Source organism: Fictibacillus sp. b24, assembly GCF_030348825.1.
GTDB lineage: Bacteria > Bacillota > Bacilli > Bacillales > Fictibacillaceae > Fictibacillus.
The window spans coordinates 485,119-500,988 of the sequence record NZ_JAUCES010000005.1 but is presented as its reverse complement, the minus strand read 5'-3'; the positions used below and the strand labels follow the sequence as shown (position 1 = coordinate 500,988).

General features: G+C 35.1%; 13 protein-coding genes. 2 read left to right on the top strand and 11 right to left on the bottom strand.

Annotated elements, in window-relative coordinates; translation table 11 throughout:
• Positions 1–127: 127 nt before the first annotated feature.
• Positions 128–2,008 (top strand): hypothetical protein, encoded by a 1,881-nt coding sequence (locus QUF49_RS02665; RefSeq protein WP_289494201.1) that lies wholly within the window; start codon positions 128–130, stop codon positions 2,006–2,008.
• Positions 2,009–2,049: 41 nt separating this feature from the next.
• Here the strand turns inward: QUF49_RS02665 and QUF49_RS02660 are convergent, their stop codons facing one another.
• The 8 genes from QUF49_RS02660 to QUF49_RS02625 all read right to left on the bottom strand — a co-directional run bounded on the left by QUF49_RS02660 (position 2,050) and on the right by QUF49_RS02625 (position 11,787).
• A complete protein-coding gene (locus QUF49_RS02660) occupies positions 2,050–3,027 on the bottom strand; it encodes a Two component regulator three Y domain-containing protein (RefSeq protein WP_289494200.1) in 978 nt (325 codons plus the stop codon).
• Between the two features lie 61 nt (positions 3,028–3,088).
• Complete coding sequence (locus tag QUF49_RS02655) at positions 3,089–5,848, bottom strand: glycosyltransferase (RefSeq protein ID WP_289494199.1); 2,760 nt, start codon at positions 5,846–5,848, stop codon at positions 3,089–3,091.
• 1 nt (position 5,849) lies between these two features.
• The gene (locus tag QUF49_RS02650) at positions 5,850–7,100 is read right to left on the bottom strand and encodes a methyltransferase domain-containing protein (RefSeq protein WP_289494198.1); all 1,251 of its coding nucleotides are present in this window, start codon (positions 7,098–7,100) and stop codon (positions 5,850–5,852) included.
• 30 nt (positions 7,101–7,130) lie between these two features.
• A complete protein-coding gene (locus QUF49_RS02645) occupies positions 7,131–8,420 on the bottom strand; it encodes a glycosyltransferase (RefSeq protein WP_289494197.1) in 1,290 nt (429 codons plus the stop codon).
• Complete coding sequence (locus QUF49_RS02640) at positions 8,374–9,612, bottom strand: glycosyltransferase family 4 protein (RefSeq protein ID WP_289494196.1); 1,239 nt, start codon at positions 9,610–9,612, stop codon at positions 8,374–8,376. Before QUF49_RS02640 ends, QUF49_RS02645 begins: the two co-directional genes overlap by 47 nt.
• A 342-nt stretch (positions 9,613–9,954) precedes the next feature.
• Positions 9,955–11,112 (bottom strand): NPCBM/NEW2 domain-containing protein, encoded by a 1,158-nt coding sequence (locus QUF49_RS02635; protein WP_289494195.1) that lies wholly within the window; start codon positions 11,110–11,112, stop codon positions 9,955–9,957.
• Between the two features lie 51 nt (positions 11,113–11,163).
• Positions 11,164–11,388 (bottom strand): hypothetical protein, encoded by a 225-nt coding sequence (locus QUF49_RS02630; protein WP_289494194.1) that lies wholly within the window; start codon positions 11,386–11,388, stop codon positions 11,164–11,166.
• A 135-nt stretch (positions 11,389–11,523) separates the two neighbouring features.
• A complete protein-coding gene (locus tag QUF49_RS02625) occupies positions 11,524–11,787 on the bottom strand; it encodes a hypothetical protein (RefSeq protein ID WP_289494193.1) in 264 nt (87 codons plus the stop codon).
• A 376-nt stretch (positions 11,788–12,163) separates the two neighbouring features.
• Between QUF49_RS02625 and QUF49_RS02620 the strand changes: the two genes are divergently transcribed.
• Entirely contained in the window at positions 12,164–12,367 is a 204-nt protein-coding gene (locus tag QUF49_RS02620; RefSeq protein ID WP_289494192.1) for a hypothetical protein, read from the top strand.
• Between the two features lie 242 nt (positions 12,368–12,609).
• Here QUF49_RS02620 and QUF49_RS02615 read toward each other — a convergent pair whose 3' ends face one another.
• Genes QUF49_RS02615 through QUF49_RS02605 form a run of 3 tightly spaced genes read right to left on the bottom strand, consistent with a single transcriptional unit; the run spans position 12,610 to position 15,859 of the window.
• Complete coding sequence (locus QUF49_RS02615) at positions 12,610–13,542, bottom strand: type II secretion system F family protein (protein WP_289494191.1); 933 nt, start codon at positions 13,540–13,542, stop codon at positions 12,610–12,612.
• A 3-nt stretch (positions 13,543–13,545) separates the two neighbouring features.
• Positions 13,546–14,517 (bottom strand): type II secretion system F family protein, encoded by a 972-nt coding sequence (locus tag QUF49_RS02610; protein ID WP_289494190.1) that lies wholly within the window; start codon positions 14,515–14,517, stop codon positions 13,546–13,548.
• Position 14,518: 1 nt separating this feature from the next.
• Positions 14,519–15,859: a CpaF family protein gene (locus tag QUF49_RS02605; RefSeq protein WP_289494189.1), complete on the bottom strand. Its 1,341-nt coding sequence runs from the start codon at positions 15,857–15,859 to the stop codon at positions 14,519–14,521.
• Positions 15,860–15,870 lie beyond the last annotated feature (11 nt).

The window sequence follows — 15,870 nt, the reverse complement described above, 5'->3', positions numbered from 1 at the left end:
TGGTGTTTTGTTAATTTTCTATTTAGAAGTAAGAAGTATTCTCTGTAGATATACACATACATCATCACTACCATCAATTTGTTATCACTACCATCAATTTGTTATATGATCATTGGAGGTCAGATTCATGAAAGATGAAATAAAATATCCATTTGGTTTCTTATTAACCAGAAAACACTTTGAAAATCGTTATAATTGGAGAGAGTTCAGCTTACCAGGGGAATGGACCTTATATTTTTCACCTAAAAATGAGTTTGTATCTTCAAGCTCTAACGCAGTACATATTGCAATTCTCGGTTACTTTTTTGACATTAGAAACGGAAATCTTAAGGAAGACTCTATTATAGATAAATTAAAACGTTCTCTGGAGCAGAGCAATGAATTATTTCTTGATGAAATCAGTTACTTAAGTGGCAGATTTTTAATTATATTAAGTCAAAATGGAAAACTAAACCTTTTTCATGACGTAAGTGGATTACGGTCGGTCTGTTATCATTCTCACTATGATGTTGTCGCCTCTCATGATTCTCTAGTATCTGAAGTTGTTGGAGATACAAATGTAGAGCAGGTTTATTTTAAACCTTCCGAAATCAGTTTTTCTTATCACACTCGTTATAAGTCCATTGAAAAGTTAATACCCAATATGACGTACGAAGTCAATACAAGAACACTCGAAAGGTATTATCCTACTAAGGATTTTCCTTCGAAATCAAAAGAAGAGATAAAAACAGAATTAAAACAATATCTTAGCGAAACCGTTAAATGGGTTAGGCGCTCCCACTATACTCCCATTCTATCGTTAACAGGCGGCGGTGACAGCAGAACTTCATTAGCCATTTTAAAACCTATAATTAGAGACCTAGAAACTTTCACTTATATGAAAGATACGAGCAATGCTAGTGATTACGCAAAGAAAACATTTCTTAATGACAAGAAAATTGTTACTTCTATTGTAGATAATCTTAATTTAAAGCATAGATTCTTTGAAATCTCTACAGATGAATGTGTAGACCCTGAGGTTATTAAAACCATAAAACATAATGTACTTTCGAACCACGGTTTAAATTTAGCTAATGATTATTACAACTTATATGGTAAAAAGGATTATCTACACATAAGGTCTACAGCATTATTTAACGTTGGTAAGTACATCTTTCAAAATAGCACATTAAAAATAAAAGAATGGAATACTCAATTAATAGCTAAAAATGTTCAAAAGTGGACACTTATAGAGGATGAGCAGCAAAATATAGAGCATTTAGATCACCTATTGAATCATGCTCAATTAACAAACTGGTATAATTATAATCCATTGGAATTACTTTTTGTTTCCTATCGCTTAATACAATGGCATAGCGGTGTGGTCGGAGAGTCGGATATCGCCTTTAATACCATGCTTCTATTAAATTCTCGTCAAATATTAGATTTAATGCTTTCTTATCCAATAGAAGAACGAAATGAAAATAAATTATTTAATGATCTCATTGAAGATTTGTGGCCCGTTTTAAACTACTGGGACATTAATTCTACTGAAAATTTGAAAACGAAGTATATTGAAGCAGATAAACAAAAAGAGCGACTAGCTCAAATAAATAAACAATTATTCCAAAACATCATTACTCCTTCTACATCACAGTCAGATCAACTTACACGTACCTATGACAATCAAGGGGTAGTTTATAAGTTTCAGAATCAAGATATACAATCGAACGATTCATACACACTGACTTTTAACTTATCTGGTTTTAATGATGACGACATCTTATGTTTTACAACGCAGTTATTTTACAATAATCCTAAAGGAAGAGATAAAATTACTGTTACATCTAATTTTCTTGGGGAGTCAGATCTTTTAGATTTGTTTGGGAAAAGAGAGATAAGACTAACTATTAAAGACTTCAGCCCAAATGAACCTCCATATATAAAAATACTGCATCATCAAGCTACATCAACTAGATCATGGGTGGAAGCTTCTAGAATTTGGGTAGGTGACTTTTCTATCGTTTAAATAAATGAAAGCAGCGGAATCGTAAATTCCGCTGCTTTCATTTATTTAATTTCAATATTTTTTGTAGTTATTGTCGTTTTAACTTTTTTAGGATTGATTGCAAACACTTTGACTTTGTAATTGCCTTTTTCCTTAAATTCGTAATTAAAACTATTATCTTCTTTATACATTTGCTTATGAATGGCGTCTTTGTCTTTATAGACATACCAAGCAAAACTATTTGTTCCTTTAAACTTATCTATAGTAAAAGTTACCTGATGTCCCAATTTGCATTCCTGTTGGTTAAACTGGAGCTTATTAATAAAAGGTAAATCTAGACTTGAACATACATTTCTACGTAAATACTCAGGATAATACAATGACACATCACTATGTTTACTATAATCTCCTAAATCTAAATTACACTTTATACCTTTTTGTTTTAGCAATTCAACCATCGGTTTAACATGCAATTTATAATGACTCTCGCCACTCCCAACATGTATAAAGATAGTAGGACTGTGAGGTGTATTAATTATTGTATTTGGGAGGATATCATTAAGGTATTTAACATCCTCTTCTTTAGTACCACCTGCCATAAATGCAGCTACCTCAGTAGCAAACTTATTTACATAATCACCCACAAAATACTGAGGTGAAGCCGCAATAACTTCATTAAAACCATACTTAATTCCATAGTATAAAGCTGCATATCCGCCTTTACTAGACCCTGCTGAAATAATATGATCTATTTTATACTGATCTACTATGTAATCGATTAAGGCTTTTACTGACCTCTCAATCTTATAATCTCTATTTTCACAAAGATAATAACTTGCTCGACACCCAAAATCATCTAGAATAAATAATTTATTTGTATCTAAACCTTCTATTGTATTCATGTAATTGTATCTAGGTTTTGAATTTTTGGTAGGAAATGCCGAAAAAACAATTACTAGTTTATTGTTTTGAGTTGCTGATCTTTTAAAAAGATAATTTACTTTTACTTCACCATTAAAAACCTTGTCCTTAATAATCATAAGATACTCACCTCTATAGTTTTTAAAAGAGGATATAAGTTAAACTTATATCCTCATCTGCTTATCTTACAAATTCCTTAATAGTTGTTTCGTAATCCTTATTCTTCACTAACTCACTAAACCTAACAATTTCCGGTTCCGCTAATACAGCCTTTGACTTATATATGTTAAAGATTTCAAACAGTAACCTAACAGATTCTAAAACGTCATCTTTTTGTACTTTCTTTAACTTTTCTAGGTACCAATTCTTAAAGTAGTATTCAAAACGTTTATCCAAGTAATCCTCTAAAATCCCATACTCTTTATATGCTTTGTATCTAGCTTTCTCTAGGATTAAGTACTTTTCAAAAAACCTTTTAGATATGCTGTTTACGGCAGAACCTGATACAGCTGCATAATAGACATGTATATCAAGATCAATTGCCTTTACTTTCTCAGAATGAAGCAACAACTCCTGGAAGAACAGAGTATCTTGTCCAACTGCACCCTCTACCATTTGTAAGGAATGGTCAGCAATTAATTCTCGTTTTAAGATTAAAGCTTGAATACTCATGGCTTTGAATTGAGTCTTAGCCAAATATTCCTTCATGTTTCCTTCTAAAACATCTTGTTTATTGTTGTATTGAATCACAGTTTTGAAATAGTTGAAGTGCATGTTATTATCTGCAACCCTCACCATATTTCCTACGATGAAGTCATAATCTGTACCCTGTATTTCTTCATACATTCTGTAATAACCGTCATTGATAGCTTCATTATCTGGATCTAAATACGTTACGTAAGGTGCCGTTGTAAGTTCAAACCCTTTATTACGAGGTCGTGAAGCACTTCCGCTGCCACCTTTTTCATAAAAGTATGTTTTCACATTTGGATTTTCAGTTGCAATATGATTAATAATCTTCAGGGTTATTTCATCTGATGATCCGTCATCAACTATGATAATCTCCATGTCATTGAAAAGCGAGCTGCGTTTTAAGCTGTTAAAACATTTGTTTAAAAGATGCTCACCATTATTATAAGTAGGAACAATAACGGATAATTTATAATCAATCGTTTCCTTCTTAACTGTTTTTCTCTTGTTATTAAATTCAAAGTGGTCAATACTGTATCCATTTGCTAAGTCTACAGAACCTTTCAGCTTCTTAAGTTCATCAACTGAGAATGATTCACTCCAGAATACAGTTCTGTATTTATCCTGCATTGTTGTAACATAATCATGCTCTATGCCTGTTTGCAGCTCGTCACCATTATAATAAGCTTCTTTTGTAATATAATCGGAATTCGTGTACTTAAAGCCATTAATCATGTCTTCTAAGTAAAACTCACCATATTCCTTATCCTCATCAAAGAATGCGATCATATCGAATTGTTTTTTACCTTCTTCATTTAGACTGCTCTCTAAAACCAATTCTTTATCTGAATATGTTTGAGCATCAAACATTTTCTGAATCTTATCGTTAGTCTCTTTAACAACAACCGCAACTTTTCTTTTAACTTGTTCAAAAGGAGTTCCAATTGCTTTTAGTAGCTGTTCTAAACGGTGATGTGTTGTTTCACGAGACATCACTCTTCTTACTCCATATATCTGATGTTTGTAAACTTCTTCATCAGAAAAACCGTTAATAATCTCTTTTACTTCGTTTTTATCATGAACCATGAATACATTCGGAAATATATCGTTTACAGCCTTGCTATAATTTGAAATTAAGATATTACCAAGTGCTTGAAGCTCATAAACCCGATTGGCAAACATAGTGGAACTGTCTTTAACGGTGTTAAGGTTAATTCCCCAGTCATAGAGTTTGTGGAGCTTTTGCAAGTATGCATGTTCAACAGCAGGTGAAGTATATTTTGCATACTCTTTAGGGAAAAAGTATTGTGCCAGTTTCAAATCAAAATTACGGTCAATAATCTTTAAATCAAGGCCAGATTCAATGACACCATCAAATAAAATTCTAGTATCTACATGTCTATGAGGGTATTTGTTATACCATGAACCTGCAAAGAGTACCTCTTTTCTCTTTTGAAACTTCTTCATCCCAACAGGGTTATGATACAAAGGATTAACACCAAAACTTAAAACTTCAACCTTGTCATTTTTACAATGTTTTTTATAGTCATCTACTTTTTCTGCTGCTGTAGTGAAAATATAATCACATTTTGTTGGCAGCTCTTTAAACACATCATAGTTAACTGGATCTTCCTTAGAATAAAAGACAATTTTAATATCTTTTTCACGGTAAAAATCAACAATTTTGAATAGATCTTCTCTATGCTTACGGATTTTCGGGTTGCCTAGGCCCTTCCATTCCATATTCAAACCTTTCCAAGCAGAAACGATTAGAAAGACATCTAGCTTGTCCCCATGTTGCTTATAGTTCTCTCTTGTAATATAGGTAAAGTTAGCTGTCCCATCAAAAGAATTAAACAAAAACTCATCTGCGATAATGCCGATATTTACGTTGGATTTAGGATAGTATTTACTCCCATTGCTTTCTGGTATTTGGTCAAGCATGCCTTTTACTTTCTTAAAGAACTGTCTGTCAGCATGTTGATCTCGGTATTTTAAATATTCCAAGCGTTCTTCACCATCTAAAACTTCATTGGTATCACTATGTTTTGCAGTTATCTTTTTCTTAACAACCGTTTCTTTTATTACCGGTGTTAGGTCTAGTTTGTTTACGGAAATCCCTTTTTTGATCTTTCTTAATACTTCTTTATCTTTTTCAATTTGTTTATTCTCTAAAGCTATATCATCATTCAAGCTGTCTTGTATCTTTTTTAGTGTCTGTAATCTTTGCTCTATCGAATTTAAGTCCAAATTACTTTCCTCCAAGTTTCTTTTTACGTCGCCATTGCCAATATGATACTGTAAATTTCCCTAATTTGGATGAACGTAATGCACTGTATCTTTTTTCTAATTGTTTATTTGTTTTTAACAGTTTTTTATAAGTGTTAAGTAACTTTTCTTCTTTGTTGTAGGAATTTAGTAATTTCTCTTGAATGCTAACCTTTTCTTTTCTTACTTTAATTACATCAAGTTTAGTTTCTTCAAAGAGTTTTCTAAGTTTTTTCATTTCTTTTTCTGTATCGGGTTGTACTTTAGGGGTTACATAGGATTCTAACTTTTTCTTAAAAGAATTAACTTCTGCTTTTAACTTTGAAATTTGTATATCTTGTTCAGAAATAACTTCATCTTTTTGATCAATAATTGCCTTAGAAAGTGTTTCACTGTTTTTTCGTTCCAGCCCTGATTCAATCAATTGATCATTTAACATTGAAACTTTTTCATTCAATTCATAGATTTGTTTCTCATAATCGGCAATCGATCGGTCTTTTTGACTGATTTTCGCTTTAAAATTCTTTGTTTCTTCGTTATGTTTTTCTTTAAGCTTTTTTATAGAATTGTTCTTTGAAGCTATATCTTTAACATATTGTCTTTCCATCGAATAGAAAGCATCTTCAAGTCTATGAAGTAAAACTTCATCAATTTTAATACCTTGTTCTAATGTATTACTAAGTACGAGACCAACCCATTTACCGAGAAAATTAATTTCTTCAATCTCAATACCCTTATCTAATAACCTGAAAAGATCTAAAAGATAATATGTTTTTTTGTGATCGAAGTAGTCATTTATTCCAAATGGTACCGTAATGATGATTTTTCCGTTTTCACTTAATAGCTGTGAAGCCTTTTTAACAAAACGTTGAGGATCTGTAATATGCTCAAGAACTTCTCCCATGATGATACAATCAAATTTCTTATCACTGAAGTCATAATCCATAAAATTTGCTGAAACAAACTGAACATACTTTTTAGTGATTTCTTCCTCATCTTTCAACATATTGTTTGCATAATCAATTGATTCTTGAAGCAAATCCATTCCAAGGACACGCTTTCCTTCACGTCCTAAGATAATGGAAGTAATGCCCTGAGAGCATCCAACATCTAGAATCTGCTCTCCTTTTGCATGTTCACAGATCCAATGGATTCGATTCCTAATTCTTTCCCCAAATGAATCTCCTAGTTCATTAAAATATGCATCTGTCACTTTATCTAATGGCTTCTTCATAAAATGCCTCCAATTGTTTATAAAAAAAGATTATGAAACAGTTCTATATATTTTTAAGAAGTTTTCTTTCTCAACATCCCAATTATATTTATGTCTAGCCGTAAAACAGTTTTCTTTCATCTGCTGGTGAACATCAGGATTGTCTAACAAGAAGTTCACGCCTTCTGCAATAGATTCTGGAGAATGAGAGTCAATACATATCCCCGTATGGTTTCCTTCGACTACTTTCTTGATCTCAGGAAAACTGCACGCAACTACTGGAATTCCACACATCATATATTCAAACAGTTTGTTCGATGACGCTGAATAATGGTTGTAGCAAATGTTGTTCAGTACTTGGAAACCTAAGTAAGCATTTCGCGTGTAATGCAACAGCTGTTCAACGGGAATCTTATCTATGAATCTTATCTTATCTTCTAGACCTAACTCTTTAACTCGCTTTTGGAGGGAAGGCTTTTGTTTACCATCCCCAATGAATACCATTGTTCCTCGCTTGAACATTGGAACAGCTTCTACAATCTTCTCAAGGCCTCGCCCGATTTGAATACCGCCTTGGTAGAGAAGGATTGGTTCGTCTTTTGGTAAATTTAAAAGTTCATGCATGTTCACACTATCGTTCAGTTCAGGTCTTTGCACGAACGGATAATTATGAAGAACCTCCGGATACGTTCCATACAGTTTTTCGTGATAAGCAGCACGGGTATGGTTTTCATGAATCGTTACATCAACAAATTTCAGATAAAAATTTTCAGCGATTCCGTACCATTTGCTGTTATAACCTGTCCGACTTGTTTGAATCTCATGTGAATCGTAGATTAGTTTCTTCCTTTTAAATGTCAAAATCTTAGAACAGAGAACACCTTGTGGAAGTGTGTTTAGGTCATTGGAATGATAAATAGAATAATTCCGTTTTAAACCATGATAAATCATTTGAGAAGCAATGTAGCTTCTTGATAGATTTTGTCTTATTTTCTTAACAATCAGCATACTGAATAGCGCTAATAGAATTAACGTAATGATAGGGGCTTGCCATAGAGCTAAAGCTGCAAACAAAACGGATGCTGCTTTTGTAACGATATTACGCATGGCGATTCTTTTCACTCGGTTTGCCACACCTAAAATCTTTAAACGGTTGTTTACTCGAATCAGATTAAACTTCTCATTTCTCTTTTCACGTTTCGCCATGTTTGGCTGCTTCCAATCATGTATAGCGATTAGATCGACTTCATAACCCGCTTCAGATAATGCTGTACATTCTCGAAGCACACGTGCATCATTTGTGAAGTGGTTCCATACGAACATGCATACTTTCTGACTCATTTCTTTCCTCCAACATATTTATAAGTACGTTTATATTCTTTTTCCATCGTAAATTTTCAAAAGCAAAGCGATGACCGTTTCGCCCGTACTCTTCCCGCAGCGCTGCATCATTAGCAAGTTCCACGATCTGCTGGGCGAGGAGTTCAACGGATCTTTCCTCTGAAGTCAAACCGCAACGTGCTTTTTCAATAACCTCTTGCGCATACCCCGAAACATCTCCAACAATCGGTTTCCCCATCGACATGTAGTCAATAATCTTACCAGGCAACACTTTCTTAAAGACAGTCTCTTCAACAAGACTGACATACGCGATATGAGCTGAAGCTACTTCTTTAAGCGCGTTCTTTCTATTAAGTGCATCAAGGAATACGATATTCTGCAAATCCTTCTCTTCTATCACTTGTTTTAGTTCTGATCTCTTATAGCCATAACCGATTACTTTGAACCGAATATATGTATGAGATTTTAACAGTTCGGCGACTTCAATCAGCTTGCTGATATCTTGCGCTAAGCCGATATTCCCTGTATATATAACTTCAACCTTATCATTGGCAGATTGCAGAAGAGATGTGTTGAGTTCTTTTTCCGTTAAAGAATTCGGCATAAACTGTATACGTTTTTTGTTTATTCCTTTAGCTGCAATGTACGATACAAATCCTTCGCTGTTCACGATGATGTGATCTGCTTTTTTATATAGAAACTTTTCTAGTGCGAATGCCATTTTTAGTATCAAATTGTTTGTGAAAACACCAACACCGAGCAAGGATTCGGGCCATAGATCCCTTACATCTAAAATCAGTTTAGAACTGAATTTATGTTTAGCAAACAGCCCTGCTAATCCAACGAATATAGGCGGGGTAGATACAAACACAAAATCATATTTCGTATCCATCTTCTTGATTTTAAAGATGAACTTTAACGCAACCTCAAGATAAAGAAGCAGTCGATTGAAGATACTGCTCGTATATTTGCGTGTATTTGTATGAATTCTAACAACATCATTCATCTGACCTTGATCATTCCAAAAATCAGTATTTTTATATAAATTGCGGTTTGGGTAGCTTGGTTCTGTAGTGAGTATGGTGATGTCATATCCCTTACCTTTTAACTCTTTGTAAATATTCGTTATGCGATTAGCGGCACTGCCAATCTCGGGATAGAAGTTTTGTGTGATAATCAGTACTTTTTTCATTAAAGAAACACACCTATTCTGTGTATAGCAAACCGTACACTTTTTCCTAAAATAGTAAAATACATAAAACAATCTGCTGTATTATACCATATTTAGCTACCAAAAAACGACATTATTTTTACTTTGTATTTAAATATTGAACATGTGTCCCATATTTGATGAAAAGGGATTAATACTTCGGTTGTATTAAGGATTAAAAAAAAGAAACTGACATCAAAGTTAGAGTTTTGATGTCAGTTATGGATTACTGAAATTGTTCCAACAACCAATAGTTTTTTAGTTGAAGGGGAACGTATCTTCCTAGTCAATGACTTTTCATTTAAAGGGTGTAACTGTGAGTTTTTATTTCTCAACTATAGGATTCACCAATAACACATCAAGTTGTTTACCTTCATCTGAGCCCATCATTTCTGAAATGTTATTCGTGTCATATTGAATGGTAAGCGTTTGAACCCCTGTTACATCTACTGTGTATATTTCCGGCTGATCAGTGCCTTTTAGCTTTTTATGAAATAAAGGTTTCCCTTGAAATTTATCAGTATCAGGAATATTTTCAAAGTCGTCTCCAAATATATAAAAGTCATATGCACCTGTGCTTACTTTCGTGTCTTTACCTTCAGCAAGGGTAAATGTCAGTTTTTTATACTTTCCTCCAAGCACAAATTCGTACGTAGCCATTTCATCATGTCCTATCCCCCAGTTCCAATACGGCTGACCAAGGGATAAAAGTTTATACACCGTTTTATCTTCATTCGTTTTTACCCCGTTTAACGGGACTGTATCCATATACTCTTCATCATCTTGACCCGTCCGGCTTAATAGAGGTAGCGGTTCTTGGGATTCTTCTCCTGTCCTCATGTCTATTGCAAATAAAGCATTATCTATCGTGAAATAAAGGTTCGCACCATCATTATCACCTACTCTGTTTTCTAATGTAAACGGGATAGAAAAGTTAACAGGAATCCCTGAGAAGTATTCCCCCTCTAAAGAGTTTCCGTCTCCTTTTGCCAGTTCATGATAGTGGGGTCGGTATAGAGCTATTCGTAACGCTTTATCACTGTCTTGTTTAAAATTGATTGTACCGTTGACGGTCACGGTCATTTCACTGTCATTATAGGAAATATCATTTAGTGTTATTGTTTTTTCATCATCTTCATGTGTAAGATTCGGGGTGTGGTAATCGTTTTCTAATGCATAAACAGCAGGTATATCCATTATTTCTTCTGTGTCTTCAACCATTATTGTTTTCTTTCCTTCTTCCCCTAATTTATCCGAAAATTCATCTTCATTGAACCCATAGTCAATACGCTTTAGGGTTTTCATCCCCATTGTCTCATCGTTTCCTATATAAAAAGCAATGTCTGATTCACCGTCCATACGGTGCTCTGTTTTTCTATTTAGGTTGATATATTCATCCGTGCCATCTTCAAAAATAAACCTAAAGAACAAGTTTGGTTCTGTCGTATAACGAAGATCACCTTCAAGCTTGAGCGCAAACAAAAAGACGCCAGTATCGTCCTTTCCTTCACCAAGGTAAGTGATTTTGTTCGGTCAGTCTTCAAATAAAACGTACTCTCTTTTTGTCAGTTGAATACTAGGTATGACGGCAACACGTTCCGGCACTACCTCTTCTGGTTCATCTTCAACTTCCACAACCGTCTGTTCTGCATCCTCTTTTTTATCTTCCTTTTTTTCTAGCCTAGGCTTCTTTTCTTGTGTTTTCTCTTCAGAGCAGCCGAAAAGTGCTAAACTGATGACTAAAAATAATAAGCTCATTTTTTTCAAAATAGAAAACTCCACCCTTCTTACACTAAGAATCTATTCTTATGTTAGCTCTCAATGAAGTACATATAAAAAAGCAAAAAAGAAGCTCTCTTTTGCTTTTTTAATCCATATAGTAGTTAAATTTACTTAACTAGCCCCTATAATAACTAGGAACCAAAAACCAAACTTATAAACGAATGCGCCAAGCCCTAATATTAGTCCTGTGTAACTCATGCCTTTACTTTGACCTTTTTTCACGCCGACTGCTCCAAAAATGATGGCTAAGATCCAAGCCGGTAACATAAACCATCCTAAAAAAGGTACAAGTCCTAAAACAATTCCAACAATACCGAGTACTAAGGAGGAAACCGCCATACCATTGCTTTGTGGTGCTGCTTTTTGTAATTCCATCCAACCATCTCCTTTTGGGTTAAAAATGTAAGCGTTTTATATGTATGAGGATTTGTTCTTTAAATAGAACTAAACACCTATTTAACTTCCAATTTTTAACACATATGTAACAATAGGCCGTTGGACATTCCTTAGGTTGTATTTATAGAAGAACGCATCCGACAAGACCGAAAATAAAACTAGACTTTAACGATAGTCCGCTACACTGAAGAAAAGGAACGACCACTTTATTGGAGAACTTTTACCTTAAAGTAGAAGCTCTTTTGGACAATAAAGGCAAAGTGAAATTTTAGAATATCTAAAATTAAAATTTTGTTTACAGTTAATATTTTCCATAATATGATTAATGTAAATTGATACTAAAGGAGAGCGGTACATGTTCATCATTCCAAGCGGTAGTTCTCTTACTTATGATTTTGATTTCCATAATCACCGATATCTGCTGGTGAAAGTAGAAGTAGTTTGCATAAAAGAAAAGAAAACCGTAGACTCTGGCTATATTGATGACTTTAATGAAAAACTGGTCGTAGTTAACGGCAAAGCGTTTAACCGGAATGACTATTTGTTCATATCAAATTGAATGGATGATCTTCTTTTTTAAGGATTGTTTGACGGTACAGGTTCTTATATTTATTAAACGTTCGCGCAGGATAGCTCGCTTTTCACTCCACAAAGTGTCTCTTTCACACAATGTGTCTTCGCATCACGCACACCACACTCAAAAGCATCTTAGAAATGATTATTCCTGATCCACAAAACGTTATCAAAATTAAAAAGCTGACAACAAAAGGTCAGTTTATGTACCTTTTGAGTCAGCTTTTCTTATCTAAGACCTTCTGTAATCAGTTTTACCACCATAGGGCCTAAAATAACGATAAACAGTGAGGGGAAAATGAAGAACACCATAGGAAACAGCATTTTGATGGGAGCTTTCATTGCCATTTCTCTCGCCTTTTCTCGTCTTTGTTCTCTTACTCGAACCGTTAAGGTCGTAAGCACTTTTGCCATTCCGACTCCTAGCTGATCGGCTTGAATTAGAGCGGTAAGAACACTTTGCAGCGAATCGGATGGAACTCTTCTGCGAAGTTCGTAAAAAGCTTCTCTCTTCGATTTCCCGCGTTTCATTTCCTCTAACGTGACCATGAATTCTTCTGCTAAGGGTCCATTACTTTTTTGACAAACGGTTTTAATCGCAGCGTCCAAACTAACACCCGCCTTGATGAGTAGTGTTACCGTATCAAAAAAATCAGGCATGTTTTTATCAATCTGATTCACACGAATGGTTCTCTTTTTCGCTAAATAAAACATGGGGTACCTGAAGCCTAAGAATCCGATCATCAGACCTAATAACCAGCCCATTGCCTTGTTATCCGTCAAAGGCAGAATAAAGAACAACACTAGAAGACTGCAACCCGAACTGATGAGCAGTTGAATTAAACGAAATTCAACTGCTGATAGTTTGAAACCAAGACCCGCGTCCCGAAGCAGATAGTCTAATTTCTTCTTCTCTTTAGAGGATAGTTTTTTATTCAGATAGTTAACTCCGTTTTTCCACATTCTTTGAAGAAGCTGCAACTCTCTTTTTTCTTTTTTCTCAGTCTTTAAACTTCCCGAAGTACTATTTGTCTCAATACTGAAGTAAGATTGAACCCTTTCATCAAAAGCAATCTGTCTGCGAAAAACTGAGGAGAGTGTCGCTACGGACAATAATGTAAAAAACGTTGCCGCAAATAAAATAAAGAAAACATTTAGCATTTTCTACACCTCAATCTTTACGATTCTTTGTATTAAAAACCATCCGAGAATGGTAAAGAAAGCACCACAGAATAATAGGACTTTCCCCAATGGTTGATCCAGCATTGGGCCAAAATAATCCGGACTCACCATATGAAGATAAAGACCCATCCCTACAGGCAATAGGGTGATTACCCATGCAGACATTCTGCCTTGCGCAGTAAGCGTCTTAAGCTCTGCTAGAATTCTTACTCTTCCCCTAATCGTATCTTCCATCGTTTCCATTAATTCAACTAAGTTCCCGCCACTTTTTCTTTGTGCAACAATAGCGTTCAGCGTTACCTCTAGTTCCTTGTTTGGCAGACGCAGCGTTAATTCTTTAAACACTTGTTCAATCGGAATCCCTAAACCGATTTCACGAACGCACCGATCAAATTCATGCCCAATGGGGTCCGGCATTTCTTTTCCTGCCAACTGCATGGCTTGAAGAAAACTAAATCCAGCCCGTAATGAATTCGATATCATAGCAAGTGAATCAATTAGTTGATCGGGGACCTGGCTAAGTCGTTTTTTTCGTTTGTTTGAAATATATACATTCGGCAACTGAAGTCCTGTTAAAAAGAAAAGAGCCGTAACGAACCATTCAAAATGTAATATATAAGATAAAGCTGCAGCTGTTAATGCACTCATAATCTTTAGTACTAGAAATTCTTCAAACTTTAATGATACTCCCGCTTGAAGCAGTTTCGTTTCTGCTTTTTCACTATGAAGTCCCCGAAAAAGTTTAGCGATAGAAGAAATAGATCGTCTTATCGCACTTTGCTTTTTTATCGGAATGTTACTATCAACAGCAAAATCACTTGCTGCTGCAGTGTGCGGAATATAGTCTTCCATTCTTCTTTCAACGGTCTTTCGTTTTAAGATGGCCGTAGTTAAAAGATAAAACCAAATGGAAGCGATAAAAAAGACTAGAATCGGTATATACAGCTTTTCCATGCTACCACTCTCCATCAAACCAGGCATGTGATACTTCAAATCCATTAAGTTCTAGCTGCTCAATGAACTTTGGTCTTATTCCTGTTGATACAAATTTTCCTTCTGTTTTCCCTTCTCGACTGATGCCTGTTTCTTTAAAAACAAATAAGTCTTGCAGAATGATGGTGTCTCCTTCCATCCCTAGTACTTCTGTAATATGCGTAATCTTTCTAGAGCCATCTTTTAATCGGGACTGTTGAACAATCAAGTCTATCGCATTGGAGATTTGCTCGCGGATAGCACGGACAGGCAAGTCAAATCCCGCCATTAACACCATTGTTTCAAGTCTGGCCAGCATATCGCGAGGTGAGTTGGCATGACCTGAACTTATGCTGCCATCATGACCGGTATTCATCGCTTGCAGCATATCCAAAGCCTCCGCTCCACGTACCTCACCAACTACGATTCGATCTGGACGCATACGCAGAGCGTTACGGACAAGATCTCTAATCGTAATTTCTCCTTTCCCTTCAATATTAGAAGGGCGAGATTCCAGTGAAACAAGATGATCTTGAGAAAGTTTTAGTTCAGCAGCATCCTCAATCGTTACAATGCGTTCATCATTCGGAATAAAAGAGGACAACACGTTTAGAGAAGACGTTTTACCAGAACCGGTACCTCCGCTAATAAAAATATTTAGTCTGGCCTTTACACATACATCTAAAAACTCAGCCATTTCTTCACTTAACGTGCCAAACTGTATAAGGTCATGAATGTGAAAAGGTGTTTCAGAGAACTTACGAATCGTGAGCGTCGGTCCTTTTAAAGCAAGGGGAGGAATAATAGCATTCACACGGGATCCATCTGGTAGTCTAGCATCTACCATTGGTGAACTTTCATCCACACGCCGACCCATAGGAGAAACAATCTTCTCAAGTACACGGCTAACATGCTGGTTATCTCGAAATGAAATGTGGCTTTTGTTAAGTCTGCCGTCCTGCTCATAATAAATTTGGTCTGCTCCGTTCACCATAATCTCTGATATTGTTGGATTCTCCAACAGTGGGGTAATAGGACCATATGCCAACAATTCATACTGAACCATTGATAAAATCTCTTCTTTTTCTTCAAATGTTAAACGGTCGCCCTCATTATTTAAGAATTGTTCACCTAGTTCTCTTATTTTTGTCCTTTCTTGTTCTTCACTTTGTATAGGAATTTTCTTTAATTCGTCTAGTAAATACGTATGAATCTTTGACTCTATCTCTTCATACTCAGCTGTTTTTATAACAGGAGTATGGTAGGAAGCTTGTCTTTTTAAGAACGTTGTATCTTTTTCTAACGAACGATTAAAAATAGACATCTTGAATCCCT

Excerpts from the sequence above, each read along its gene's own strand:
- QUF49_RS02610 (WP_289494190.1), bottom strand. The coding sequence starts at position 14,517 with ATGGAAAAGCTGTATATACCGATTCTAGTCTTTTTTATCGCTTCCATT.
- QUF49_RS02650 (WP_289494198.1), bottom strand. The coding sequence starts at position 7,100 with ATGAAGAAGCCATTAGATAAAGTGACAGATGCATATTTTAATGAACTA.
- QUF49_RS02620 (WP_289494192.1), top strand. The coding sequence starts at position 12,164 with ATGTTCATCATTCCAAGCGGTAGTTCTCTTACTTATGATTTTGATTTC.
- QUF49_RS02645 (WP_289494197.1), bottom strand. The coding sequence starts at position 8,420 with ATGAGTCAGAAAGTATGCATGTTCGTATGGAACCACTTCACAAATGAT.
- QUF49_RS02625 (WP_289494193.1), bottom strand. The coding sequence starts at position 11,787 with ATGGAATTACAAAAAGCAGCACCACAAAGCAATGGTATGGCGGTTTCC.
- QUF49_RS02665 (WP_289494201.1), top strand. The coding sequence starts at position 128 with ATGAAAGATGAAATAAAATATCCATTTGGTTTCTTATTAACCAGAAAA.
- QUF49_RS02630 (WP_289494194.1), bottom strand. The coding sequence starts at position 11,388 with ATGAGCTTATTATTTTTAGTCATCAGTTTAGCACTTTTCGGCTGCTCT.
- QUF49_RS02640 (WP_289494196.1), bottom strand. The coding sequence starts at position 9,612 with ATGAAAAAAGTACTGATTATCACACAAAACTTCTATCCCGAGATTGGC.
- QUF49_RS02660 (WP_289494200.1), bottom strand. The coding sequence starts at position 3,027 with ATGATTATTAAGGACAAGGTTTTTAATGGTGAAGTAAAAGTAAATTAT.
- QUF49_RS02605 (WP_289494189.1), bottom strand. The coding sequence starts at position 15,859 with ATGTCTATTTTTAATCGTTCGTTAGAAAAAGATACAACGTTCTTAAAA.
- QUF49_RS02615 (WP_289494191.1), bottom strand. The coding sequence starts at position 13,542 with ATGCTAAATGTTTTCTTTATTTTATTTGCGGCAACGTTTTTTACATTA.